At 27.2% G+C, this 24,154-nt stretch carries 22 protein-coding genes; 17 read left to right on the top strand and 5 right to left on the bottom strand.

What is annotated here, in order from left to right; genetic code table 11:
- The first annotated feature begins 9 nt into the window (after positions 1 to 9).
- Genes coaBC through BT997_RS12860 form a run of 7 tightly spaced genes read left to right on the top strand, consistent with a single transcriptional unit; the run spans position 10 to position 7,761 of the window.
- The gene (gene coaBC, locus BT997_RS12890) at positions 10 to 1,236 is read left to right on the top strand and encodes a bifunctional phosphopantothenoylcysteine decarboxylase/phosphopantothenate--cysteine ligase CoaBC (protein ID WP_072682354.1); all 1,227 of its coding nucleotides are present in this window, start codon (positions 10 to 12) and stop codon (positions 1,234 to 1,236) included.
- Complete coding sequence (locus tag BT997_RS12885; RefSeq protein ID WP_174247243.1) at positions 1,229 to 1,915, top strand: di-trans,poly-cis-decaprenylcistransferase; 687 nt, start codon at positions 1,229 to 1,231, stop codon at positions 1,913 to 1,915. Before coaBC ends, BT997_RS12885 begins: the two co-directional genes overlap by 8 nt.
- Positions 1,902 to 2,663 carry an A24 family peptidase gene (locus tag BT997_RS12880; protein WP_072682362.1) on the top strand — a complete coding sequence of 254 codons (762 nt, stop codon included), beginning with the start codon at positions 1,902 to 1,904 and terminating at the stop codon, positions 2,661 to 2,663. The genes BT997_RS12885 and BT997_RS12880 overlap by 14 nt, the downstream gene beginning before the upstream one ends.
- The gene (locus BT997_RS12875; RefSeq protein WP_072682352.1) at positions 2,660 to 3,679 is read left to right on the top strand and encodes an LptF/LptG family permease; all 1,020 of its coding nucleotides are present in this window, start codon (positions 2,660 to 2,662) and stop codon (positions 3,677 to 3,679) included. The genes BT997_RS12880 and BT997_RS12875 overlap by 4 nt, the downstream gene beginning before the upstream one ends.
- A gap of 1 nt (position 3,680) precedes the next feature.
- Positions 3,681 to 4,403, top strand: a complete 723-nt coding sequence (gene truA / locus BT997_RS12870; protein ID WP_072682351.1) for a tRNA pseudouridine(38-40) synthase TruA — start codon at positions 3,681 to 3,683, stop codon at positions 4,401 to 4,403.
- Complete coding sequence (locus BT997_RS12865) at positions 4,403 to 6,988, top strand: PAS domain-containing protein (RefSeq protein WP_072682350.1); 2,586 nt, start codon at positions 4,403 to 4,405, stop codon at positions 6,986 to 6,988. Before truA ends, BT997_RS12865 begins: the two co-directional genes overlap by 1 nt.
- 50 nt (positions 6,989 to 7,038) lie before the next feature.
- Positions 7,039 to 7,761 carry a response regulator transcription factor gene (locus tag BT997_RS12860; protein WP_072682349.1) on the top strand — a complete coding sequence of 241 codons (723 nt, stop codon included), beginning with the start codon at positions 7,039 to 7,041 and terminating at the stop codon, positions 7,759 to 7,761.
- A gap of 50 nt (positions 7,762 to 7,811) precedes the next feature.
- Here BT997_RS12860 and BT997_RS12855 read toward each other — a convergent pair whose 3' ends face one another.
- The 3 genes from BT997_RS12855 to BT997_RS12845 form a co-directional block, all read right to left on the bottom strand.
- Positions 7,812 to 9,935, bottom strand: coding sequence for a TRAP transporter permease (locus BT997_RS12855; RefSeq protein WP_072682348.1), 2,124 nt, complete (start codon positions 9,933 to 9,935; stop codon positions 7,812 to 7,814).
- 111 nt (positions 9,936 to 10,046) lie between these two features.
- Positions 10,047 to 10,991, bottom strand: coding sequence for a TAXI family TRAP transporter solute-binding subunit (locus BT997_RS12850; RefSeq protein WP_072682347.1), 945 nt, complete (start codon positions 10,989 to 10,991; stop codon positions 10,047 to 10,049).
- 284 nt (positions 10,992 to 11,275) lie between these two features.
- Positions 11,276 to 12,322 (bottom strand): low specificity L-threonine aldolase, encoded by a 1,047-nt coding sequence (locus tag BT997_RS12845; RefSeq protein WP_072682346.1) that lies wholly within the window; start codon positions 12,320 to 12,322, stop codon positions 11,276 to 11,278.
- Between the two features lie 197 nt (positions 12,323 to 12,519).
- On the opposite strand from BT997_RS12845, the gene BT997_RS12840 reads away from it, so the two are divergent.
- The 5 genes from BT997_RS12840 to BT997_RS12820 all read left to right on the top strand — a co-directional run bounded on the left by BT997_RS12840 (position 12,520) and on the right by BT997_RS12820 (position 17,381).
- Positions 12,520 to 13,311 (top strand): HrcA family transcriptional regulator, encoded by a 792-nt coding sequence (locus BT997_RS12840; protein ID WP_072682345.1) that lies wholly within the window; start codon positions 12,520 to 12,522, stop codon positions 13,309 to 13,311.
- 10 nt (positions 13,312 to 13,321) lie between these two features.
- Positions 13,322 to 13,906, top strand: coding sequence for a nucleotide exchange factor GrpE (grpE, locus tag BT997_RS12835; protein ID WP_072682344.1), 585 nt, complete (start codon positions 13,322 to 13,324; stop codon positions 13,904 to 13,906).
- Positions 13,907 to 13,991: 85 nt separating this feature from the next.
- Positions 13,992 to 15,887, top strand: coding sequence for a molecular chaperone DnaK (gene dnaK / locus BT997_RS12830; RefSeq protein WP_072682343.1), 1,896 nt, complete (start codon positions 13,992 to 13,994; stop codon positions 15,885 to 15,887).
- Between the two features lie 11 nt (positions 15,888 to 15,898).
- Positions 15,899 to 16,180: a hypothetical protein gene (locus BT997_RS12825; protein ID WP_072682342.1), complete on the top strand. Its 282-nt coding sequence runs from the start codon at positions 15,899 to 15,901 to the stop codon at positions 16,178 to 16,180.
- A gap of 97 nt (positions 16,181 to 16,277) precedes the next feature.
- A complete protein-coding gene (locus BT997_RS12820) occupies positions 16,278 to 17,381 on the top strand; it encodes a murein transglycosylase A (protein WP_072682341.1) in 1,104 nt (367 codons plus the stop codon).
- Between the two features lie 21 nt (positions 17,382 to 17,402).
- Here BT997_RS12820 and BT997_RS12815 read toward each other — a convergent pair whose 3' ends face one another.
- Complete coding sequence (locus BT997_RS12815; protein ID WP_072682340.1) at positions 17,403 to 17,642, bottom strand: hypothetical protein; 240 nt, start codon at positions 17,640 to 17,642, stop codon at positions 17,403 to 17,405.
- 163 nt (positions 17,643 to 17,805) lie between these two features.
- Here BT997_RS12815 and BT997_RS12810 point away from each other — a divergent pair, with 163 nt between their 5' ends.
- The 3 genes from BT997_RS12810 (at position 17,806) to BT997_RS12795 (ending at position 21,452) form a co-directional block, all read left to right on the top strand.
- Positions 17,806 to 18,612, top strand: coding sequence for a phosphatidylserine decarboxylase (locus BT997_RS12810; RefSeq protein WP_072682339.1), 807 nt, complete (start codon positions 17,806 to 17,808; stop codon positions 18,610 to 18,612).
- 43 nt (positions 18,613 to 18,655) lie between these two features.
- Entirely contained in the window at positions 18,656 to 21,160 is a 2,505-nt protein-coding gene (locus BT997_RS15375; protein ID WP_083568735.1) for an EAL domain-containing protein, read from the top strand.
- A 64-nt stretch (positions 21,161 to 21,224) separates the two neighbouring features.
- Entirely contained in the window at positions 21,225 to 21,452 is a 228-nt protein-coding gene (locus tag BT997_RS12795; RefSeq protein WP_072682338.1) for a hypothetical protein, read from the top strand.
- 12 nt (positions 21,453 to 21,464) lie between these two features.
- Here BT997_RS12795 and BT997_RS12790 read toward each other — a convergent pair whose 3' ends face one another.
- The gene (locus tag BT997_RS12790) at positions 21,465 to 21,821 is read right to left on the bottom strand and encodes a rhodanese-like domain-containing protein (protein ID WP_072682337.1); all 357 of its coding nucleotides are present in this window, start codon (positions 21,819 to 21,821) and stop codon (positions 21,465 to 21,467) included.
- Positions 21,822 to 21,989: 168 nt separating this feature from the next.
- Between BT997_RS12790 and BT997_RS12785 the strand changes: the two genes are divergently transcribed.
- Positions 21,990 to 22,352, top strand: a complete 363-nt coding sequence (locus BT997_RS12785) for a co-chaperone YbbN (RefSeq protein WP_072682336.1) — start codon at positions 21,990 to 21,992, stop codon at positions 22,350 to 22,352.
- Between the two features lie 9 nt (positions 22,353 to 22,361).
- Positions 22,362 to 24,101 carry a protein-disulfide reductase DsbD gene (dsbD, locus tag BT997_RS12780; RefSeq protein WP_307190082.1) on the top strand — a complete coding sequence of 580 codons (1,740 nt, stop codon included), beginning with the start codon at positions 22,362 to 22,364 and terminating at the stop codon, positions 24,099 to 24,101.
- Positions 24,102 to 24,154: the final 53 nt, after the last annotated feature.

Below are 24,154 nucleotides of genomic sequence, written 5' to 3'. Positions count from 1 at the left end.
AGAATAGATATGTTACTAAAAGATAAAAACATATTAGTTGCAGTTACTGCTTCAATAGCAATTTATAAAAGTTTAGAATTAATTAGACTATACATAAAAGCAGGGGCTAATGTAAAAGTTATTATGACTGATAGTTCAAAAAAATTTATAGCACCAATTACATTTGAAGCAATTTCTCAAAACAAAGTATTAGATGAAGAGACTGAAAGTTGGGATAAAGATTCAGATTATAATCATATAGATATTGGAAAATGGGCAGATGTTTTTGTAATTGCTCCTGCTAGTGCTAATACAATTAATAAATTTGCAAATGGTATTGCAGATAATCTTTTAACACAAACTGTACTTGCTTATCCTAATATAAAATTGATTGCACCAGCAGCAAATACAAATATGTTAAATAATCCAATTACGCAAGAGAGTCTTAATAAACTAAAAGTTTGTAACTTTAAAATTGTTTCATCACAAGTAAAAGAATTAGCTTGTAAAGACGTTGGTGATGGTGCAATGGCTGAACCAGAAGAGATATTTTATACCACAGCTAGGCAGTTACTTAAAGATGATTATTGGAATAGTAGAAAAGTAGTATTAAGTGGTGGAGGAACAATTGAAAAAATAGATGATGTAAGATATGTGTCAAATTTCTCTTCTGGAAAAATGGCATCTTCTATGGCTTTATCTTTATATTTAAAAGGTGCGGATGTTTGTTTGGTAAGCACTAGAGGATATGAGAGTTTACCAAAAGAGATAAATGTTATTCCTGTCCAAAGTAGTGCTCAAATGTATGAAAATTTAGTTGCTTCAATTCAAATTGCAAAAAAAGATTCTAAAAGAAAACCTTTTTTATTTATGATTGCAGCAATTAGTGATTATTTACCAACTACTCCTCAAGATGGAAAATTAAAAAAAGATATGCTTGGTTCATTTTGGAAACTTGATTTAAAACAAAACATAGATATTTTAAGTTCATTGGATAAGGATAATCTTATTTCAATTGGTTTTAAAGCCGAAATGGATGAAACTATGGCCTTATCAAATGCTCAGAATATGTTAGAAAAAAAGAAACTTGATGGAGTTTGTTTAAATATTTTAGATGATAAAAACTCATTTGGTTCAGATTCAAATGAAATAGAATTGATTTTAAAAGAGAATAGCTATAAGTTTAATGGAGAGAAAATTAAAATCTCTTGTGATATTTTAGATACTTTAAAAGGTGAATTTAAAGAATATGAGTGATAATTTAATACCTGCTCATATTGCAATTATTATGGATGGCAATGGAAGATGGGCGAAAGAGAGAAATTTAAAAAGAACTGCTGGTCATGAACAAGGAGCAAAAGTAGTTAGAAGTATAACTCAGCATTGTTCTAATATTGGAGTCAAATATTTGACTTTATATGCATTTTCTACTGAAAACTGGACAAGACCTAAACTAGAAGTTGAATTTTTGATGAAACTTTTAGAAAAATATTTGAAAAATGAATTAGAAGTTTACTTAGAAAACTCAATTAGATTTAAAGCTATTGGAGATTTATCAAGATTTTCAAAATCATTACAAAAGATTATAAAAGACACAGAAGAAAAAACTTCTAAAGGAAGAAGGTTAACTCAAATTTTAGCTTTAAATTATGGTTCTCAAGATGAGATTTTAAGAGCAATTAAAAAACTTACAAAAGATAATTTAGAAATAAATAAAGAAAATTTCGAATCTTGTTTAGATACAGCAGGAATACCATCTGTTGATATGTTAATTCGTACAAGTGGTGAAGTAAGGCTTTCTAATTATCTTTTATGGCAAAATGCCTATGCTGAGATGTTTTTTGTAAATACTTATTGGCCAGAATTCAATCCTTTAGAGCTTGATGATTTAATTAGTGATTTTAATTCAAGAGAGAGAAGATTTGGAGGTATTTAGTTTTATTTTTGGTATAGTTTTTGGATCATTTTTAAATGTATTAATTATTAGATTACCTTTAAAAGAATCTTTTATAAGTCCAAGAAGTTCATGCCCTAAATGCAATCATACAATTCTTTGGTATCATAATATTCCTATTTTTTCATTCTTCTTTTTAAAAGGAAAATGTGCTTATTGCAATGAAAAGATTTCAATTCAATATCCTATTGTAGAAATTTTAACTGGAGTTATAACTACAGCTTTGTTTATAAAACTTGGTATGAATATAAATTTATTTATTTCAATGATATTTTTTTATACTTTAATTGTATTATCTTTTATTGATTTTAAATATAAAGCTGTACCTGATTATTTACTTTTAATAGTTTTTGTTTTTTCTTTCTTTATTACGGAATTAAATTTAATAGATGCTTTTAAATATGCATTTATGGTTTCTGGAGCTTTTGTCTTATTAAATTTTCTTGTAACTTTTTATATTCAAAATATAAAGTCAAGGATGTTAAAAGATGAAAGTTTACGAGAACAAGAAGCCTTAGGAGAAGGTGATATACCTATTCTAGCCACCTTAGGAGTTGTTTTAGGTATTAAAGGAGCATTGATTGCTATATTTTTATCATCAGTTTTTGCTATAATACCAGCAATTTATTTTAATTTTATAAAAAAAGATATTCAAACACCATTTATTCCATATTTAGTTTTAGGTTTTTTAGTTGAATATTTTTTTAATATTTCAAAGGTTTTTAATTGAAATTAAAACAGTATTTATTTGATCAGTTATCACACACGTTTTTTCCTATTTTTTTAGGATTGTATTTTATTACTTCAGTTATTTTTTTAGTTAAAATTGCTGCATTAACTTCTGTAATTACTATGGATATATTTGAGCTTTTTAGATTATATATGTATGTAATTCCTACAATTATATTTTATACAACCCCTATATCATTTTTTGTATCATTAGTAATAACTTTATCTAAGTTATCTAGTGAATATGAATTAATTGTTATTACTTCTTTTGGTTTAAATCCAATGAAGATATTAAAAATATTCTTGCCTGTTACTTTGTTATTATCAATATCATTAATTGTAATCTCTGTTGGTCTTATACCTAAGGCAAAGTTTTTAAATGAGAGATTTTTAGAACAAAAGAAAAAAGAGGCTAACTTTAATATAAAAGCATCAGAATTTGGTCAAAAATTTGGTGAATGGCTAATTTATATAAATGGTAAAAAAGATAAAACTTATTCTTCTGTAAAACTTTTCAAAACACAAAATAATCAAGATCAATTTATTATTGCAAAAACAGCTGTATTAGATAATAATAAGGGAGAGCTAAATTTTAAATTATCAGATGGAAAGTCTTTTCATATAAATGAAGAAGAGTTAAATCAAATCAATTATAAAGTAATGGATATAAATGACTCTATAGCAAATAGTAAAAAAGAAAAAAGTTTTACAACCTCTTATGCATATTGGAAAAAATGGTTATCGAAAGGTGAAGATTTTGATAAATTCACATTTTATATTTTAACTTCATTATTCCCTATCCTATCTCTTTTCTTAGTGATCTCTTTTGGATATTTTAATCCACGTTATGAAAAAAATAGAGCTGTAGCTTTTTGTTTGATTTCTGTGGTTGTGTATTATATTTTGATGGAAACAGTAACAGAAAATATTTTACTGCATTCTCTTTATATTGTTCCAATATCTTGGCTTGTTGGTACATATTTCATTTATATAAGAAGTATAAAACAGCAGTATTAGAATGAATGCAAAATTTACAATATCTTACGATGGTACTTCATATCTAGGTTCACAAACACAGCCTAATGGTTTAAGTGTAGAAGATAAATTACAAGAAGCTTTTAAATCTATAAATATTAATACTAAAATAATTTTAAGTGGTAGAACAGATAGAGATGTTCATTCTACAGGGCAAGTTTTTAATTGCCAGCTACCTGCATTTTGGAAAAATTTAAATAAACTTAAATCTATAATGAATAAACATCTTCCTGATTCTATAAAAATAAAAAAGATAGTTGAAGTTGAAGATTCATTTCATTCAAGATTTCATGCGAAAAAAAGAGTTTATCGTTATATAGTTACGCAACAAGAGTTAAGTGTTTTTAATTCTAAGTATATATCTTTTTATGAAAAAATAGATGAAGAAAAAATAAAAGAAGCTATAAGTTGTTTTATTGGAACACATGATTTTGAATATTTTCATAAGAAAGGTAGTGATAAAGATAATACAGTTAGAATTGTATTTGATGCAAAATTTTATAAATACAAAGATATTTATGTTTTTAAGTTTGTAGCGAACTCTTATTTAAGGTCACAAATAAGGCTAATGGTTGGAAGTTTACTAAAACTTAGTGAAGGTAAATTATCAATTGAAGACTTAAAAGCACAACTAAAAAAAGAAAAACGTGTTTTTAGGATTCCTGCTAGTCCATATGGTCTTTATTTAACAAAGGTGTTTTATTAATGTTTTTAAAAAAAAGAAAATTCTATACACTTTCTGATATTAGAAAACAGCTAGTATTTACTCCTTTAGTCTTTGTTTTTATAAGTTCAGCTTTATCAATTATTGTCATTATATTTATATTAGAATTTAATAAAAATAATGAGATCAAACTATTCTCACAAGAAGAAACATTTAATCAAAAGCTAATTTTAAATCAATATGTAGATGATATAAAATCAACTGCAAGTGCAGCTTTTGATAAAGAAGAATTTAGTTTAAATCAAGCTGTATTACAATTAAGTGGATATATTAAATATGCAAATGAAGATATAGATTTTAAAAGTTTAAAAAGTGAATTAAAGAGTATAGAAGAGCATACTAATTTAGAATTTGTAATTTTTGATAAAACAAGTTTCAATATTTTTTATGGTGAAAATATTATTAACTATTTAAAAGTAATTACCAACTCAAAATTAGAGTTAAGTAATTTTCAATATCACATGTTAAAAAGTATTCTATATATAGGTGATGATAATTTAATTTATTGGATTGATAATCAAAAGAACAAAATTAGATTAAGTTATTTTAAAAATATAGAGAATAAAAATTGGTTTTTAGGAGCATTTTCAAAGATAGATGATATGAAAGATTCTACAAGAGATGCGATACTAAATTCAATTGTACAGAAAAGTAAATATTATAGTGAAAGCTATTTTTGGTTCTATGATTATGATTTAGGATATGTTTACAATTATTATAATAAAGGACAAAGACTCAATGCTAAATATATTTTAGAAAAGGATAGATTAAATAGTTCAAATGAAATTTTAAGAAAATATAAAAAAAATGAAGACGTGCAAAAGTCTTCAAATATATATAATTTTACAAAATATAACTTCTTAGTTTCTGTTAAAAGTTATGCTTTTCCTTCAAAAGTTTCAACTCTTGAATATGAGTACAATTCAAAACTATCTATTGCAATTGCGATTGTAATGTTAATAGCATTTTTTTTAATAGTAGCTTCTATTATTTTTTCTAAATTTATAAATAAAATTTTTCATAGATATAATAAAAGATTAGAAACAAAAAATATTTTATATAAAAAATGGAAAGATAGATATGAATTAGCTATTATTGCTTCAAATGATGGGTTGTGGGATATTGATTTAAAAACTAAACAAATATATTTTTCTAGAAAATGGTTAGATATGTTTGGCTATAAAAATGGTGATGTAAATACATTAGATGAGTGGTTAGACCTAATTCATGTTGATGATAGAGAAAGTGTTGAAAAAAGATTAAAAGAGCATTTTAAAGGTAAGAGTGATCATTATATAGCTGAATATAGAATAAAAGATAAATCAAATAACTATAAATGGATTTTAGTTCGAGGTAAAGCTTTTGAAGATAAAGAAAGAAAGCTAAAACGTATGTTAATGATGTCTATGGATATTGAACAAAGAAAAAAATTGACAAAAGAACTTCAATATGTTGATTTACTTGTTGAATATGGAAGAATAGTAATTTTTAAATGGAAAAATGATGAAGAGTTCTCAGTTCAATACACTTCAAAAAGTATAAATTCATACGGCTATGATGTTGATGATTTTGAGAAAGGTAATATAAAATATTTTGAGTTTATTCATGAAGATGATTTAGAAAATTTTAAAAATGATATTCAAGAAGCAATTAGAAATGATAAGAAATCTTTCACTCAAGTACATAGAGTAAAAGATAAAGATGGTGAAATAAGATGGGTATTTAATAGAACTATTTTTCTAAAAGATGATTTTGGAAATATCACACATCTTTATGGATATATAAATGATATTACAAGAATGAAATTACATGAAGAAGAATTAACATTAAAAATTCAAGATGAAGTTGCTAAAAATACTGAGAAAGATAGACTTTTAGTACATCAAAGTAAACTTGCAGCTATGGGAGAGATGCTCGGAAATATTGCTCATCAATGGAGACAACCTTTAAATAATATCAATCTATTAACACATTTTATTAGGGATAATTATGGAGAACTTTCAAAAAATGAATTAGATGATATTATAAAAGATACTAAAATACAAATAGATTATATGTCTCAAACAATTGATGATTTTAGGAATTTTTATCAACCAACAAAAGATAAAATTAAATTTGATATAAAAGAAGCAATAATTCAAAGTTCAAAAATAATTGATACTCAGTTTGAAGAAAGTGGAATTATATTAAATATTCTTGGAGATGAAATTGAAACTGTAAATTATAAAAATGAATTTCAACAAGTTATTTTAAATATATTGAATAATGCAAGTGATGCAGCTATTATAAAAAAGAAAACTATTGATTTTTCTCCTGAGGTAAATATTATTATTGAAAAAGAAAGAGACGATTTAGCCATTATCAAACTTTCTAATAATTGTGGTGAGGTTTCACCTAAAATAAAAGAACGTATGTTTGAACCTTACTTTACTACAAAGTTCGAAAATCAGGGTACAGGAATAGGTCTTTATATGGCAAAAACAATTATTGAAAAAAATATGAATGGTAATATAAATGTTAAAAACATTAAGGACGGGATTACTTTTATCATTAATTTACCACTTTAAAATAACTTTTTTGATATAATCTTGCAAAATAAATATCGGGAAATAAAGACATGAAAAATTACTCTACAAGGGTTTTATTAGTAGAAGATGAAGATGTTGCTAGAAAAACTCTTTCATTTTATTTGAATACAATTTTCGATGAAGTTGTTGTAGCCTGCGATGGTGAAGAAGCAAGTTCTATATTTAAAACCAATTTTAATGATAATAAACAGTTTGATTTGGTTCTTACTGATTTAAAAATGCCAAATAAAGATGGTATATCAATGATTGATGATATTAGAAATCTTGTACCTAATCAAAGATTTATTATTGTAAGTGCACATAAGAATGAAGATGATTTACTAAAATTGATTAATCTAAGGGTTCTTGGATATTTTGTAAAACCTCTTAATATTGATAATATGATGGAAATGCTTAAAAAAGCAAAAGAAGAAGTATTAGCAGATAATGCTGTTTCATCAGAAGAAAATGACTTACTTGTTTTAAATAAAATTTATACATATAATAAAGTCAATGACAAACTTTACAATGAAGAGAATATTGTAAAACTTTCTAAAAAAGAATTAGATATTTTAAAAGTTCTAATTGAAAAAATAGGAGAGGTTGTCCCTGTTGAGAAGTTTAAAGAAATTGTATGGGATGATATTAATACTAATGATTCTGCTTTTAGAACAGTTATGAAAAGATTAAAAGATAAAGTTAAAGATGATGATTTTATCATTTCTCATAAAGGTTATGGCTACATAATCGAAAAGCCTTTAGTAAAAAAATAAAAATATAGACTAAAAATTAAATAAAATAAAAAAGCGCATTATGCGCTTTTTTATAACTCTACTTCACTTGGTGATACTGTTTGTGCTTTCATTTTAGCTTTTTGAATGAGGTATATAAGTGCAAAGATACCTAATCCAATAACATAAGATAAATAGTGAGATGGAAGATGAAAATAATCTCCCATTATTTTAGGTAAGAACATAAATGGAACTACTCCTAAAAATATAAATCTTTCTATAATATTTGTTTTTGTTATAAAATATCCTTGAGTAAAACAAGAAAATGCCATCATTCCAATAAATGCTGTAATAAATATTGTGGCTATTTCAAGTGGATTTGTAATCCAAATCCATCCTTTAGGATCAGCTGGATTAAGTGCATCAACTCCTGAAATTAATAGTAATTCTGGGTTGAAGAAGAACATAAATGGAAGAATTGCTGTTCTAATATCATATTTAAATCCTTGAATACCTGTTTTAATTGGATCTGCTTTTGCAATACCAGCTGCTGCATATGCAGCCAGTCCAACTGGTGGGGTATCATCTGCAAGAATACCAAAGTAAAATACAAATAGGTGTGCTGCAATAGCTGGAATTAAATATCCATTCTCTTGTGCAAGGATTAAAATTACTGGTGCGGTTAATGATGCCATTACAATATAATTTGCAGTTGTAGGAAGACCCATCCCTAAAATAAGTGAAATAAGTCCTGCTAAAATTAGAATTATAAAGATATTTCCACCTGACAGTGTTTCAATAACATCTAATAATACTTGTCCTAATCCTGTTAATGTAATAGAACCAACAACAATACCTGCTAATGCAGTAGCAACAGCAATAGGAATCATATTTCGTGCACCTGCAATCATACCTGCAAGAATATCAACAAAACCAGATAACATAATGTCTCGTGTCATTTTTTCTTTTGCTAATATAGCTCTAAATGGATGTTGAACAACCATTAATAACATCAATAACATAATTGCATTAAAAGCAGCACTTGCTGCAGATTCTCTTAATACCATAAGGGTGTAGAGAAGGAAGAAAATAGGGACTAAATAATGAATACCAGTAATAAATGTTTTCCATTTTGGAGGTAAATCTTCATCATTCATTCCTTTAAGACCAAGTTTTAATGCTTCTAGATGAACAATATAAAATAGTGCAAAGTATGAAACAAAAGCAGGAATAAATGCTGCAAAGATAACATCTGTATAGGCTAAACCTAAGAACTCAGCAATAATAAAAGCTGCTGCTCCCATAACAGGTGGCATTAATTGTCCATTGGTTGAAGCTGCAACTTCAACTGCTCCTGCTTGCTCTGGTCTAAATCCTGTTCTTTTCATAAGTGGAATTGTAAATGTTCCTGTTGTAACAGTATTTGCAATAGAAGAACCAGACATAATTCCAGTAAATCCAGATGCAACAACTGATGCTTTTGCTGGACCACCTCTAAATTTACCAAGCATTGCAAATGCTAAATTAATAAAATACTCACCAGCACCTGCTTTATCTAAAAGTGAACCAAAAAGTACAAATAAGAATACAAATCCAGTTGATACTCCAAGTGGAACACCAAAAATACCTTCTGTTGTTAAGAACATATGTCCTGCAAGTTTATTTAATGATGCACCTTTATGGATAATAAGTTCAGGCATATAAGGCCCAAGCATGTCATAAGAGATAAATAGAATAGCAATAATTGAAAGTGCAAGACCTAAAACTCTTCTTCCTGCTTCAAGTAAAATTACTATACCAACAAGTGCAATTATAATATCGTAGTTTGTATAATCACCAGGTCTCTCCGCTAACTCTTCAAAGGCATAAGCAATATATCCTGCTGTACATAAACCAATGGCTGCAAACATATAACCAAACCATCTAATTTTAGTAAGAAAGTAAGGTTTTTTCATCATTGGATAAATCATAAATGCAAGAGTTAATGCAAAACTTAGATGAATAGAACGTGAAATTGTAGAGTTTGTAGGTTCAATTACAATATATAATTGAAATAAAGACCATAAAAGAGCGATGATTGAAATCATCCAAAATTCGTAATGTTCTTTTCCAAATACTCTTTGTCCTTCTAATTCATTTAAGACATTCTCTGCTTCATCTATCTGTTCTTGTTCAAGTTCGTCAAGGGTGTGTGGTTTTTCTTCGTAAATAGCCATTGTAGGTTCCTTAAAATGATTAATTCATTTTATTATGTATTAGTTAATTGTTTTTATAATTAACACATAATAAAATATTTCAAAGGCATAATGCCTTTGAAATTTTTTGGATTATAATAATCCCGCTTCTTTAAAGTACTTTTTTGCACCTTCATGTTGAGGAGCACTTAAACCATCAAGTAATGATTCTTTAGTAATATTTGCATATGCTGGGTGTAACTTTTTAAATGCGTCAAAGTTTTCTAAAATAGCTTTAACTAAAGTATAAACAGCTTTATCACTTACATCAGTACTTGTTACTAATACAGCTTTAACACCAAATGTTGAAACTGGAGTATCTATACCTTTGTATAGTCCAGCAGGTACATCTGCTTTTGCAAAGTATGGGTTGTCTTTAATCATTTTATCAACTTCTGGACCAACTACTGGCGTAATTGCTATGTCAACAGAGTTTGAAGCATCTTTGATATTTGCAGTTGGATGTCCTACCATATAGAAATAACCATCAACTTTGTTGTCTCTTAATGCATCTGGAGATTCACCAGCTTTAAGAACTCCTGCAAATCCTAAGTCTTTTTTAGACATACCTAAGTATGGGAATAATGTTGCAGCAGTTGAAGCATGACCACTTCCTGGGTTACCAACATTGATTCTTTTTCCTTTAATATCTTTAATAGATTTAATTCCAGCTTCTTTTCTTGTAACTACTGTAAATAACTCAGGGTAAATAGCCATAACAGATCTAAGTTTTTTAACTTGTTTACCTTTGTATTTCTTTAGACCATTAGCCATATTATATACAACATCAGATTGAGCAATACCAAAATCTAATTCACCATTTTTAATAGTGTTAATATTGTATTCAGAACCACCAGTAGATTCAACAGAACATCTAATTTTAGTCTCTTTCTTGTATTTATTTACAAGTCTACAAACTGCACCACCTGTTGGGTAGTAAGTTCCTGTTACACTTCCTGTTCCGATTGTAATGAACTCAGCAGCAAATGCTGGGATAGTTAATGCCGTAATTAAAGCAGCGCTAGCGATTTTTTTCATATTTTCTCCTTGAAGTTGGTTAAGTTTAATTTAGATAAATCTAAAATAATACAACTATATTGTAACATACTTCAATTACTATATAAGTAAATATATTATATTAGTTTTATAAAATTACATGAAAATTGCATAAAAGTTACAATTTATATGACAATTTAACATATAAAAAATTTATTAAAACTTAAATACTGGGATTAGTTTTTTAGTGTATAAGTGTTTTTTTTAGTTATTTATTGTATCTATAGCTAGTTAAATTTTAGCATATAACTAGCTAATAAATGGTCTTAAGATAAAGATGAAATATTTTTTAAATCAAGAATAAATTCATCAATTCTTTCTTTTGTAGAATTCCAAGAAAAAACAAATCTTGCTCCTCCTGCTCCAATAAAACTATAAAAAATCCAATTTTTCTTTTTTATTTCTTCTAAAATTTTTACTGGTGCTTCTATAAAAACGCTATTTGATTGAACAGGAAATTTAATTTGAATATTTTTTATAAAAGAGAGTTGCTCTTCAAAATATTTAGCCATATTATTTGCATGTGTTGCATTTCTTTTCCATAATTCATTTTCTAATAAAGCAATCCATTGTGCTGAGATAAATTTCATTTTAGAAGCAAGTTGTCCTGCTTGTTTACATCTATAATCAAAATCAACAGCTAGCTTTCTATCAAAAAATATAACAATTTCTCCCATTGCCATACCATTTTTTGTTCCTGAAAAACAAAGAACATCAACACCCACTTTCCAAGTAATATCTGCTGGTGTACAATTTAAAGATGTAACAGCATTTGCAAATCTTGCTCCATCCATTTGAATGAGTAAATTGTGTTTATTGGCAACTTCTTTTATTGCCTTTAACTCTTCAATAGTATAAACAGTTCCTAATTCTGTTGATTGAGTGATAGATATTACTTTTGGTTTTGGGTAGTGAATATCATCCCTTTTTGTAGCAAGATGCACTATATCTTCTGGTTTTAACTTCCCATCATCTGTTTTTGCAAGTAATAGTTTTGAACCATTTGAAAAAAATTCTGGTGCACCACATTCATCTGTTTCTATGTGAGCAACTTCACTACAGATAATACTATGGTATGAATTACACAAGGCTGCAAGACTAAGAGAGTTTGCCGCAGTACCATTAAATACAAAAAATATTTCACAGTCAGTTTCGAAGAGTTCTCTTAATTTATCTGCTGCATATTTTGTATAGTAATCATTTCCATAGGCTTGTGCATTGTCTTGATTTAATTCAACAATTTTTTCTAATACTTCAGGACAAATTTGTGAATAATTATCACTTGCAAATTGTTCGTTTATTTTTTCGTACATTTACAATCCTTTTTAAATTCTGTCGTATTGTATTCCTAAAATTGTTAGAAATTAATAAATTAAAAAAGGCCAAAAAAGTAAATTAGCACTTTTATATCTCTTTTGCTAAAAACAACTTGACATTTGATGACTCATATAGTATAATATTTTTAGCAGTTTAAGATTATAAGTGCTAAAAACAAAAAAGTGATTATGAAATGATTGACAAAAAAGAGTTTTTATTACATTCAATTATTAAAGCTTATATTGAGCATTTAGAACCTATTGGTTCTTCTCAACTAAAGTCTATGTATGATATTACATATTCTCCTGCAACTATTAGAGGTTACTTTAAAAAGTTAGGGGATGAAGGTTTTCTTGCTCAAGAACATGTAAGTTCAGGAAGAACACCTACAACTGAAGCTTTAAAACAATATTGGGCAAATAAATTAAATTTTAAACTCGATTTTGTTGATGAAAAAGCAATTGCGTATTTATCTAATGAAATAGGTTTATCAGTATTTATTCAAGATCAAAAATCTGATACTTTAAAAGATATATTAAATGTAGAAAATAGATATATGATATTGGAGTTTACTACATTTGCAATTACCGTAAAGTTTACAGATGCTTTATATAGATTTTTAAGTGACATGATTGGTTTAGAATTAATACATATTGTAAATATTTCTAAGCAAGTTGGAGCTTTTGAAATTTATGAAAAAGTTAGTCAACATTTACAAAATAAAGATTTTCATATTTACAATACAAAAGAGTTTTTCTCTTTAGCACTTAGATATAACTTTGATGAAGATAGTATAACTTCATTTTTAAAAGGGAAAGTTTTAGACTCAATTGAAGAAGGTTTATATTTTGATAATATCGTTCCTAATGGCTACATTGGTATTTGTCACAACTGTAAAGTTGGAAATACAGATACAAAGATGTTAGTTGTAGGCGAACTATCAAAAGATTACGAATATTTCTATAATAAAATTAGTATGGTTTAGGAGAATTACTTTGAGTGAAAACAAAGAAGAATTAAATGAAGAAATAGAACAGAATGAAGAAGTTCAAGAAGAGACTACAACTGAAGAAGTAGTTGAAGAATCAGCTTCAGAAAATAAAGAGTTAAGTGCGGAAGAGAAAATAGCACAATTAGAAGCACAAGTAAAAGAAGCAGAAGATAAATATTTTAGAGTTCATGCTGATTTTGAAAATATTAAAAAAAGATTAGAAAAAGAGAAGTATAATGCAATTGATTATGCATCTGAAAAATTTGCAAAAGATTTACTGTCTCCAATTGATACATTAGAGATGGCACTTGCAGCAGAAGAAGCATCAGCTGATTTACCAGCTGAAGAGTTATTAGCTAAGTTAAAAGAAGGGGTTGAATTAACAATCAAAAACTTCTATACAGCTTTTGAAAAACATGATATTTCTATTGTAGAAACTGATGGTGAGTTTGATCCAAACTTCCATAATGCAATTATGCAAGTTGATTCAGAAGATAAAAATGCTGGTGAAATTGTGCAAGTTATGCAAAAAGGTTATATGTTTAAAGATAGACTTTTACGTCCATCTATGGTTAGTATTGCTAACTAATTTAAACAAATAGAATTTGACCGCAATGTCAAAAAACTATTAATAAAAATTAAAAATAATAATAAAATTAATAAGGACGAATAAAATGAGTAAAGTTATTGGTATTGATTTAGGTACAACAAACTCTTGTATGGCAGTTTATGAAGGTGGAGAAGCTAAAGTTATCCCTAATAAAGAGGGTAAAAATACTACTCCATCAATTGTAGCATTCACTGATAAAGGTGAAGTTTTAGTTGGTGATCCTGCAAAAAGACAAGCTATTACAAACCCAGAAAAAACAATTTATTCTATTAAAAGAATTATGGGTCTTATGATGGACGAAAAAAATGCTCAAGAAGCACAGTCTAAAGTTGGGTATAAAATCGTTGACAGAAGCGGTGCAGCAGCAGTAGAAATTGGAGATAAAGTATATACTCCACAAGAAATTTCTGCAAAAATTTTAGGAAAATTAAAAGCAGACGCAGAAGAGTATTTAGGAAGCCCAGTTACTGATGCAGTAATTACAGTTCCTGCATACTTCAATGATGCACAAAGAAAAGCAACTCAAGAAGCTGGTACTATTGCTGGTTTAAATGTATTAAGAATTATCAATGAGCCAACAGCTGCTTCATTAGCATATGGACTTGATAAAAAAGGTGAAGAAAAAGTTCTAGTATATGATTTAGGTGGTGGTACATTTGACGTTACTGTTCTTGAAATTGGTGATGGAACATTTGAAGTACTTTCAACTGATGGTAATGCATTCTTAGGTGGAGATGATTTTGATAACGCAATTATTGATTGGTTAGCTGAAGAGTTTGAATCTGAAAATGGTTTTGATGTTAAAAATGACAAAATGGCTCTTCAAAGATTAAAAGATGCAGCTGAAAATGCTAAGAAAGAATTATCTTCTGCAGAATCAACTGAAATCAACCTACCATTTATCTCTATGGGTAATGCTGGTCCTGTTCACTTAGTTAAATCATTAACTAGAGCAAAATTTGAAGCTATGACTGAAGATTTAATTACTGAAACTTTAGACCATATCAAAGTTGCTTTAAAAGATGCTGGATTAGATAAAGGTGAAATTGAAGAAATCATTATGGTTGGTGGATCTACAAGATTACCAAAAGCAAATGAAATTGTAAGAGAGTTCTTTGGAAAAGATTTAAATAAAGGTGTTAACCCTGATGAAGTAGTTGCTTCTGGTGCTGCTGTTCAAGCTGGTGTTTTAAGAGGTGATGTTAAAGATGTATTATTACTAGACGTTACTCCTTTATCACTTGGAATTGAGACTTTAGGTGGAGTTTTAACTAAACTTATTGAAAAAGGTACAACAATTCCTGTTAAAAAGTCTCAAGTGTTCTCAACTGCTGAAGACAATCAACCAGCAGTATCAATTCACGTTGGTCAAGGTGAAAGAGAATTTGCTAAAGATAACAAATCTTTAGGTATGTTTGAATTATCTGACATTCCAGCAGCTCCAAGAGGTGTTCCTCAAATTGAAGTAACATTTGATATTGATGCAAATGGTGTTTTAAATGTATCTGCTAAAGATAAAGGTACTGGAAAAGAGAATAAAATTACTATCTCTGGTTCATCTGGATTATCTGATGAAGAAATTGAAAAAATGGTAAATGAAGCAGAAGCAAATAAAGAAGCAGATGCTAAGAAAAAAGAAGTAATTGAAGTAAGAAACCAAGCTGATGCTTTATTACATTCAACTAGAAAGACTTTAGAAGAAAATGAAGATGCAGTAAATGAAGAAGAAAAAACAGCAATCGTTGATGCAGCTGCAGCTTTAGAAGAAGTATTAAAAGATGAAAATGCCGAAAAAGAAGCTATTGAAGAAAAAGTAAAAGCTTTAACTGAAGTTTCTCATAAATTAGCAGAAGCTATGTATAAAAAAGAGGGTGGTGATCAAGCAGGTGCTGCTGGTGCACAACCAAATAAAAAAGCTAAAAAAGAAGATGACGATGTTATCGATGCAGAAGTAGAGTAAACCTCTACTTCATGCAAACTATAATTTTTTTACTATTAACTTTTTTAATAGTAATCTTCTCGGTACTTCTATATTACAAAAATAAACACTCAAGAGTTGATAAATTAAATAATGGAGAGTGTCCCACTTGTGGAGAAAAAACAAGAACTTTTTATGATGAAAATACAAGAACAACATTTAAACAAGATGTAATAAGTGCAAAACTTTTAAAAGGTGGCGGTTGCTCTGGTGTAAATGATATTGAATATAGGTGTAAAGCCTGTGGATTAAAGGAAGTTTACTCTCAAGCTTAAAACTTTTTTTTAATAACTTTTTTCTTATTTATATTTAATTCCTATTAACTTTTTAATGATACAATTCCTTAATTTTTTAAAAGGAAACTATTATATTATGAAATCTCTTTCTATTATTACAATACTATTTATTATATTATTTACAGGATGTTCTCAAAAGGAACCTCTTAAATTAGAAACTTTAAAAGGTATATCTAAAGCAAAGGTAAAAAAAGTTGATATAAAAGATATTGAAGGTTTTTATGAAGATGATTTATCATTAGCTTTTGATGTGTTTAAAAAAGATTGTAAAAGAGCAAAAAGATATGAACTCTTTAAAGATATTTGTTTAAAAGCCGAAAGTTTTTTAAATCCATCTCAATTTTTTAGTGAAAATTTTACTGCCTATGAATTATATAACAATAATGGTACAAACAATGGTTTAATAACTGGGTATTACGAACCTTTATTACAAGGAAGTAGAATTAAAAGTGAAAAATATAAATACCCTGTTTATAAAGTACCAAAAGATATGTATCCTATAGATTTAAGTGCTGCCTATCCTGAGTTAAAAAAATATAGAAGATTAAGAGGAAAGCTAGTAAATGGAAAAATAGTTGCATATGATGATAGAGCACAGTTAAATAAGAGAACAGATTTAGAGCCTATTGTTTATGTTGATGATGAAATAGATTTATTCTTTTTACAAATACAAGGTTCAGGAAAAGTTGCTTTAGATACTGGTGAAACTATAAATGTAGGATATGCAAATCAAAATGGACATAAATATTTTGCAATTGGTAGGGCACTTTTAAAAGAGGGTGTTTTAAAGAAAACTGGAGCTTCCTTACAAGGGATTAAAAAGTATTTAAAACAGAATCCACATAGAGTAGAAGAGATTTTAAACAAAAACAAAAGTTATATTTTCTTTATTGAAAATAAAAAAAGTGCAACAGGAGCACTGGGAACAGAATTAACTGCTGGAAGAAACCTTGCTGTTGATAGAAGATATATTCCTCTTGGAATGCCTGTATTTATTAATACAAAGAGTTCAGTATCTCAAGAAAAAATTAATAGGTTGATGGTTGCTGCTGATGTTGGTGGAGCTATTAAAGGTGAAATAAGAGCAGATTTTTTCTTTGGAAATGGTAGTGATGCTGAACTTCAAGCTGGTGGAATGAAGGAAAAAGGTAAACTTACAATTTTAGTACCAAATGAGTAATATAGCTTAAGCTATACTACTCTAAGAACAGCATCCTGTTCCACAACATGAACTTGCTTCTTGGGGTCTAAAAGATATTACAAAATTATTTGAATCTTCAACTAATTGAAATTCGTGTTTTCTACAGAATTCTTGATTCATTTGATTTTTCATTTTAATAGCTGTACTTAATGCTTCATCTTTTACGGGAATTTCCATATAGTTTTTTAAGTCACTTCTTTTAAAACAACCGCATACATTTTCTACAATAACTTTATGCATTTATTGAGTCCTTTAATAAAATATTTTAACCTTAAACTGGTAAATGAAGGGTATCAAAATATTTTTGAGTAATTCTTATACTTTTTTATTAAATAGGATTTTTAAAATAATCAAGATAGTTTTAGCTAAAATTATAACCTTTAATATTTCAACAAGGAAACAAATGCACATTACAAATACCATTTCACAAATTTTTGGGAAGTTTGCCAAAACAAAATTTCCATCATTTATTCAGAAATTCATTAATAACACTTACGTAAAAAGTTTAGGTTTAGATATGAGTGAATTTAGAAATGCAAAATTTTACAACTCATTAAATGATCTATTTACTAGAGAATTAGCCATATCAAGACAAATAGATGAAAGTGAAGAAACGTTTATTTCTCCAACTGATAGTTATATTACTCAATGTGGAAAAATAAAAGAAGAGTTACTTCTTCAAATAAAAGGAATGGAATATTCAGTTGAAGAGATGTTGACATATAATTGTGCTAATAATTTTGAAAAAGTTAACAACGGTTCTTATATGAATTTTTATTTATCTCCAAAGGATTATCATAGATATCATGCTCCAATTGATTTTAAAATAAATAAACTTATTCATGTTCCAGGAAAACTTTATCCTGTTAATATAAAATATTTAAATAAACAACTTGACCTTTTTATCGAAAATGAAAGAGTTATTTTAGAGTGTGTTCATAATGAAAAACTTTTTTATATGGTTTTTGTAGGAGCACTAAATGTAGGACAAATGGTATTTACATTTGAACCTAAAGTTGAGACTAACACAGATGTAAGAGATATCCAAATTTATGAGTATGAAGATAAAGAAGTTAAAAAAGGTGACTGCTTAGGTTACTTTAAAATGGGTTCTACAGTTGTAATGGTTTGGGAAGAAAACTTTGTAGAATTGGAAGATTTGCTAAATAATTCAGTAAAATTTGGTCAAGTTATAGCAAAAAAATATTGAAAGATGTTATAATTTATTAATCTTACATTAGGAGATATAGGTTATGAATAATAAAATATTTTTAAAAATAGGAGCTGTACTAGTTTCAATTATTTTAATATATATATTATTTACAACATTTGTAATATCTCCAAAAATATCTACTTATTTAATAGATTTAGAAACAAAACAAGCTAAAACTCAACTAGATAGAATTAGTGCAATTGTTGATTCTAAAGAAGAGTACTTAAAAGACTTTAAAAAAGCTAGAACTGCAGAACATAAAGATGAAATACGTAATATATCCCTAATTGCTTATAATATTATAAATAACTATTATCAGATGTATAAAAGTGGAGCAATAACAAGAGAAGAAGCAATAAAATATTTCTTTGAAACAGTATCTCAAATAGAGTATGGGCATGAGGATGATTATATTTTTATTTTAGATGAAAAAGGTAAATTAGTATTTCATCCAGATAAAAAATTTAATAAAAAAAACATATATTATACTGCTGATGCAAATGGAAAACTATTTGTAGGTGAATTAATTCATAATAGTATGAAAAACTCTGAAACTTTTACTAGGTATTCTTGGTCAAAATTAAATAGTAATTTTATCTCTGAAAAAATCGTACATAGTGTTTATTTTGAACCTTTAGGTTTTATAATATCATCTGGTGTTTATATAGAAAATATTAAGCAAGAATTAGAAAAAGAAAAAAAGAAAGTTATATTAGAATTAAGTCCCTTGATTAAATCAATTATATTAGGTGAGATGGGATATATTTTTATATTAAATGGAAAAGATGAACTATTAATTCATCAAGACAAAAATTTAGTAGGTAAAAATGTATCTAATATAAAAGAACAAGGTACTGATAAATTTATAGTGGATAGTTTAAAAAGTGCATATAAAAATAAAAAGTCTTGGAATTACAAATGGAATAAACCTGATGATTTGAAGAATTATTCTTATGAAAAAATTGCATGGATAAATCATAATGACTTTTTTGATTGGTATATTGTATCTTCAATCTATAAAAAAGATTTAGAATTGAAATCTCAAGAAATAAATGGGATGATAATAAATGTTTCTCTTTTAATTCTTATAATTTTAATATTTATTGCAATGCTTTTTATAAAAAAACTATTGAAACCAATTACTATTTTATCTAAAAATGCAAATTTAGTAAAAGAGGGTAATTTTGAAGTTCGAAATAATATTGATACAAATGATGAACTAGGTCTCTTAGGTAATCAGTTCGATAAAATGCTTGATTACATAGAAAAAAATACTAGAGATTTAGAATACAAAGTTGAGGCCAGAACAGCTGAAATAAAACATAAACTATATTATGATGAGCTAACGGGATTGAAAAATAGAGAATCTTTGAGATTAGATTTAGAAAAAGAAGAGTTTACTGCTTTAAGTTTGATAGATATTGAAGGGTTTGATGATATTAATGAATTATATGGATTTGATGTTGGAAATGAAATTTTAATAAAAGTAATGAAGATGTTAAAAGGTTTTTCTTCTGTAAATAACCAATCTTTATATAGATTAAATTCTGATGTTTTTGCGATTTTAGATACAAATATTACTTCTTTTATGTCTTATGATAAAGTCTTAGAAGAAATTCAAGAGATATTCAAACAAGAGATTCATATTGATAGTTTAGATATTGATATTTATTTATATGTAACTATTGGAACTTCTATTTCTCAATCAGATTCAATCAAAAGTGCAAATATCGCTTTAAAAAAAGCAAAACAATCTAGTGTAAAATATACAGTATATAATAAAGAAATAGATACAAAAGATAATATTAAAAAAACAATGTATTGGCGAGAGAAAATAAAAACAGCTATAGAAGAAGATAAGATAATACCTTTTTATCAAGCAATATATAATAATAAAGATGAAATTATAAAATATGAAGCATTGATGAGGATATTAGATGAAGTTGATGGCAAACCTTATTATTTGTCTCCTGGGACTTTTTTTGAGGTAGCTATAAAAACAAAACAATATTTTAAATTAAATCAATTAGTAATAGAAAAATCTTTTAGAAATATTGATAAATTAGGTAAAGACTTATCAATAAATATTAGTTTTGCAGATGTTCTAAATCTTGAATTTATTGAATTTATAGATAAAGAGATAAAAAAATTAACAAAAAACCAAAGAGAAAAAGTTGTATTTGAAATTTTAGAAAGTGATTTTGTATCAGATTACGAGATGTTAGATAATTTTATTTTTGAATATAGAGAAAAAGGAATTAGAATTGCAATTGATGATTTTGGAACAGGTTTTTCAAATTTTTCACATATTTTAAAAATAAAACCAGATTATATAAAAATAGATGGTTCTTTAATTAAAGAGATAGATATTGATCCAAATTCTTATGAGATGGTTAAATCTATTGTAAACTTTTCAAAATCATTAGGTATTACTACTATTGCAGAATTTATTCATTCTAAAGAAGTATATGAGATAGTAAAAGAATTAGAGATTGATGAATTTCAAGGTTATTATTTAGGTGAACCTGAACCATTAATCAAATAAATTTAAGAGAATAAAAGTTTCTTTTAGTAAAAATAATAAAATAAAATTAATATAAGGATTTTTTATGGCAACAACAGAATTAGGAACACTTCCTTTACACGGAACAAAACAAGGTGTTATTTCAGTTTCAAATGTAAGTGAACCATATGGTAAAGGTACATCAGATATTGTAAGTATTGGTATTTCATTAAATGGTAAAGATATCGAATGGAAATCACATATTCCTTATGAAAATTTAGATGATGTGATTGCTATTTTACAAAAAGCAAGTGCAGATAAAAAAGACTCTTAATAAGAGTCTTTTTTAATCAAAAATAACTTCTCTTCCTTCATCTAACCATAAAGCCATACCACCTTCTAAATGTGTGACATTTGTATATCCGTGGTTTTGAATTAGAAAATTACCTATTGTACGTGTTCTATTTGCATGTGCACATATTAAAATAAATTGTTGTTCTTTTGATGTAACAATTTTTTCAAAATCATTTAGCCAACCAGGAACATCACAGTTACCAAACATATCAAAAAAAGTCATTTTATGAGCATTTTTTATAACTCCAGTTGCTTTCCATTCTTCTGGTCTTCTAACATCAATCATAACGATATTATCATTTCCCATATATTCAACACTTTTAGGTGGTAAATCTATTAATTTATTCATCTTATAACCCTAGTACTTTTTCTCTAAAAAGATAAGATTTTATCATAGTAAATTTAATTTCAGTATAATTTTTAATTATAATACTAAAATTTCCAAATCTTATTAAGGTGTATTAACAAACTCTTTACAAATATTTACTATAATATCTTAAAAATTTAAAGGGAATATATGAAAAAGGTATTAATAGGTTTAATCTTTAGTTTTATATCACTATTTGCATTTGAACATTTAGAAACAAATAATATTGACGAAAAATTAAAAGGTAAAAATGCAATTGTAGATTTTTATGCAACTTGGTGTCCTCCATGTAAAGTTTTAGCAAAAAATTTAATACTATTTGATAAAGTTAAACCAGCAGATGTAGTTATTTATAAAATTGATATTGACGAATATATGAATTTAGCGAAAAAATATAATGTTAGAAGTCTACCCACATTGATTTATTTTAAAGATGGAAAAGTTATAGCTAAAGAAGTTGGAATAAAAGATGTTAATCAACTAGCTGCAAATTCTATGAAATATTTTAAATAAAGGTTTAAAATGATTAAAAAGATACTATTATTTTTATTTTGTTCGATTTTTGCTTTTGCCGTTGAGCAAAATTTTTTAGAACCAGAAGAGGCTTTTAAACCAAAGTTTGAAGAGAGTAAAGATAAGATAATATTTAATTTAGAATTAGGAAAAGATATTTATCTTTATGATGAAAAGCTTAAAGTATTCATATCAAAACCTGAAAAAATCGATATCTCTAAAGAAGTAAATTTACCTAAACCTATTCCTTATGAAATTTGGCAAGTTCATTTTGATGATTTAAAAATTGATATTCCTTTTTCTTTAATTCAATCAAAAACTAAAGCTTCAGATGTAGAAATAGAAGTTCAATTTCAAGGATGTTCAAAAGCTGGACTTTGTTATGCACCAATGAGTCAGATGAAAACAATTAATTTCTCAGATGTAGTTGTTGAAGAAAAAAAAGAAGTTGAAAAAGCAACACCTATTGCTCAAAATGAAACTGATGTAATTGCTGGTACACTTAAAAATGGAAGTTTCTTTTTAGTGCTAGCTACGTTTTTTGGGTTTGGTTTATTACTTTCATTAACTCCTTGTGTTTTTCCTATGATTCCTATTCTTTCTTCAATTATTGTAAAAGCTGGAGATAGTGGAAACTTAACTGCTTCAAAAGGTTTTTTCTTATCTTTAGTATATGTTTTAGCAATGTCTGTTGCGTATACGATAGCAGGAGTTTTAGCAGGTTTATTTGGTGCAAACTTACAAGTAGCACTTCAAAATCCTTACGTATTAGTTGTATTTGCAGCTATTTTTGTTGCTCTTGCTTTTTCAATGTTTGGATATTTTAAACTTGAACTTCCTCAAAGTATACAAAACAAAGTAAATAAAACAACAGATGGAAAAGAAAACCAAGGAATTGCAGGAATTGCAATTATGGGATTCTTATCAGCACTTATCGTTGGTCCTTGTGTTGCTCCTCCACTTGCAGGTGCTTTAGTTTATATTGGACAAACAGGAGATGCCTTCTTAGGTGGAGCTGCTTTATTTGTGATGAGTTTGGGAATGGGAGCACCACTATTATTAATAGGTCTTGGAGCTGGAAAATATATGCCAAAACCTGGTGGATGGATGGACTCTGTATCAAAAATCTTTGGTATAGTGATGCTTGCAGTTGCAGTTTGGATGCTAGATAGAGTACTAAGTGCAAATATTGTGATGTATTTATGGGCATTGTTATTTATTGGGGCTGCTTTATATTTAAAAGTATTTGAACATATTATTGCAAGACTTATTACAACAGTGATTTTAATTTATGGAGTTTTAGTATTTGTTGGAGCAGTAAGTGGAGCTTCAAATCCGCTTGACCCTTTAAGTAAATTAACTTCTAAAACTGTAGTTGGGCAAGTAGATACTTCAAAATTAAAATGGAATTATGTAAAAACAAATGCCCAAATTGATGCAGCTGTAAAAGCTTCAAGTAAACCTGTGATGTTAGACTTCTATGCTGATTGGTGTATCTCTTGTAAAGAGTTAGAAGGAATTACTTTTAAAGATCCAAAAGTTCTTGCAAAGTTAAATGAATTTACTTTAATTAAAGCAGATGTTACAAAAAATACAGATGATGATAAAGCTATGCAAAAGAGATTTAGTGTAGTTGGTCCTCCTGCGTTGATTTTTTGGGATAAAGATAATAAAGAAATTAAATCTTCTCAAATAGTTGGATATAAAAATGCAGAAGATTTTCTAAAAATAGTAAATAAACATTTTTAATAAATTATTCATAATTTAGATATACTTCCTAAAAATAATATATTGTTTTAGGA

It is taken from the genome of Arcobacter sp. LA11, from assembly GCF_001895145.1.
Lineage (GTDB): Bacteria > Campylobacterota > Campylobacteria > Campylobacterales > Arcobacteraceae > Halarcobacter.
The sequence above is the reverse complement of the archived record's forward strand: the minus strand, read 5'-3'. Positions and strand labels throughout refer to the sequence as shown.

What these genes read in the sequence shown, in the direction of transcription:
- coaBC (WP_072682354.1), top strand. Translation starts at nt 10, where the DNA reads ATGTTACTAAAAGATAAAAACATATTAGTTGCAGTTACTGCTTCAATA.
- BT997_RS12885 (WP_174247243.1), top strand. Translation starts at nt 1,229, where the DNA reads ATGAGTGATAATTTAATACCTGCTCATATTGCAATTATTATGGATGGC.
- truA (WP_072682351.1), top strand. Translation starts at nt 3,681, where the DNA reads ATGAATGCAAAATTTACAATATCTTACGATGGTACTTCATATCTAGGT.
- BT997_RS12865 (WP_072682350.1), top strand. Translation starts at nt 4,403, where the DNA reads ATGTTTTTAAAAAAAAGAAAATTCTATACACTTTCTGATATTAGAAAA.
- BT997_RS12860 (WP_072682349.1), top strand. Translation starts at nt 7,039, where the DNA reads ATGAAAAATTACTCTACAAGGGTTTTATTAGTAGAAGATGAAGATGTT.
- BT997_RS12855 (WP_072682348.1), bottom strand. Translation starts at nt 9,935, where the DNA reads ATGGCTATTTACGAAGAAAAACCACACACCCTTGACGAACTTGAACAA.
- BT997_RS12850 (WP_072682347.1), bottom strand. Translation starts at nt 10,991, where the DNA reads ATGAAAAAAATCGCTAGCGCTGCTTTAATTACGGCATTAACTATCCCA.
- BT997_RS12845 (WP_072682346.1), bottom strand. Translation starts at nt 12,322, where the DNA reads ATGTACGAAAAAATAAACGAACAATTTGCAAGTGATAATTATTCACAA.
- BT997_RS12840 (WP_072682345.1), top strand. Translation starts at nt 12,520, where the DNA reads ATGATTGACAAAAAAGAGTTTTTATTACATTCAATTATTAAAGCTTAT.
- dnaK (WP_072682343.1), top strand. Translation starts at nt 13,992, where the DNA reads ATGAGTAAAGTTATTGGTATTGATTTAGGTACAACAAACTCTTGTATG.
- BT997_RS12825 (WP_072682342.1), top strand. Translation starts at nt 15,899, where the DNA reads ATGCAAACTATAATTTTTTTACTATTAACTTTTTTAATAGTAATCTTC.
- BT997_RS12820 (WP_072682341.1), top strand. Translation starts at nt 16,278, where the DNA reads ATGAAATCTCTTTCTATTATTACAATACTATTTATTATATTATTTACA.
- BT997_RS12815 (WP_072682340.1), bottom strand. Translation starts at nt 17,642, where the DNA reads ATGCATAAAGTTATTGTAGAAAATGTATGCGGTTGTTTTAAAAGAAGT.
- BT997_RS12810 (WP_072682339.1), top strand. Translation starts at nt 17,806, where the DNA reads ATGCACATTACAAATACCATTTCACAAATTTTTGGGAAGTTTGCCAAA.
- BT997_RS15375 (WP_083568735.1), top strand. Translation starts at nt 18,656, where the DNA reads ATGAATAATAAAATATTTTTAAAAATAGGAGCTGTACTAGTTTCAATT.
- BT997_RS12795 (WP_072682338.1), top strand. Translation starts at nt 21,225, where the DNA reads ATGGCAACAACAGAATTAGGAACACTTCCTTTACACGGAACAAAACAA.
- BT997_RS12790 (WP_072682337.1), bottom strand. Translation starts at nt 21,821, where the DNA reads ATGAATAAATTAATAGATTTACCACCTAAAAGTGTTGAATATATGGGA.
- BT997_RS12785 (WP_072682336.1), top strand. Translation starts at nt 21,990, where the DNA reads ATGAAAAAGGTATTAATAGGTTTAATCTTTAGTTTTATATCACTATTT.
- dsbD (WP_307190082.1), top strand. Translation starts at nt 22,362, where the DNA reads ATGATTAAAAAGATACTATTATTTTTATTTTGTTCGATTTTTGCTTTT.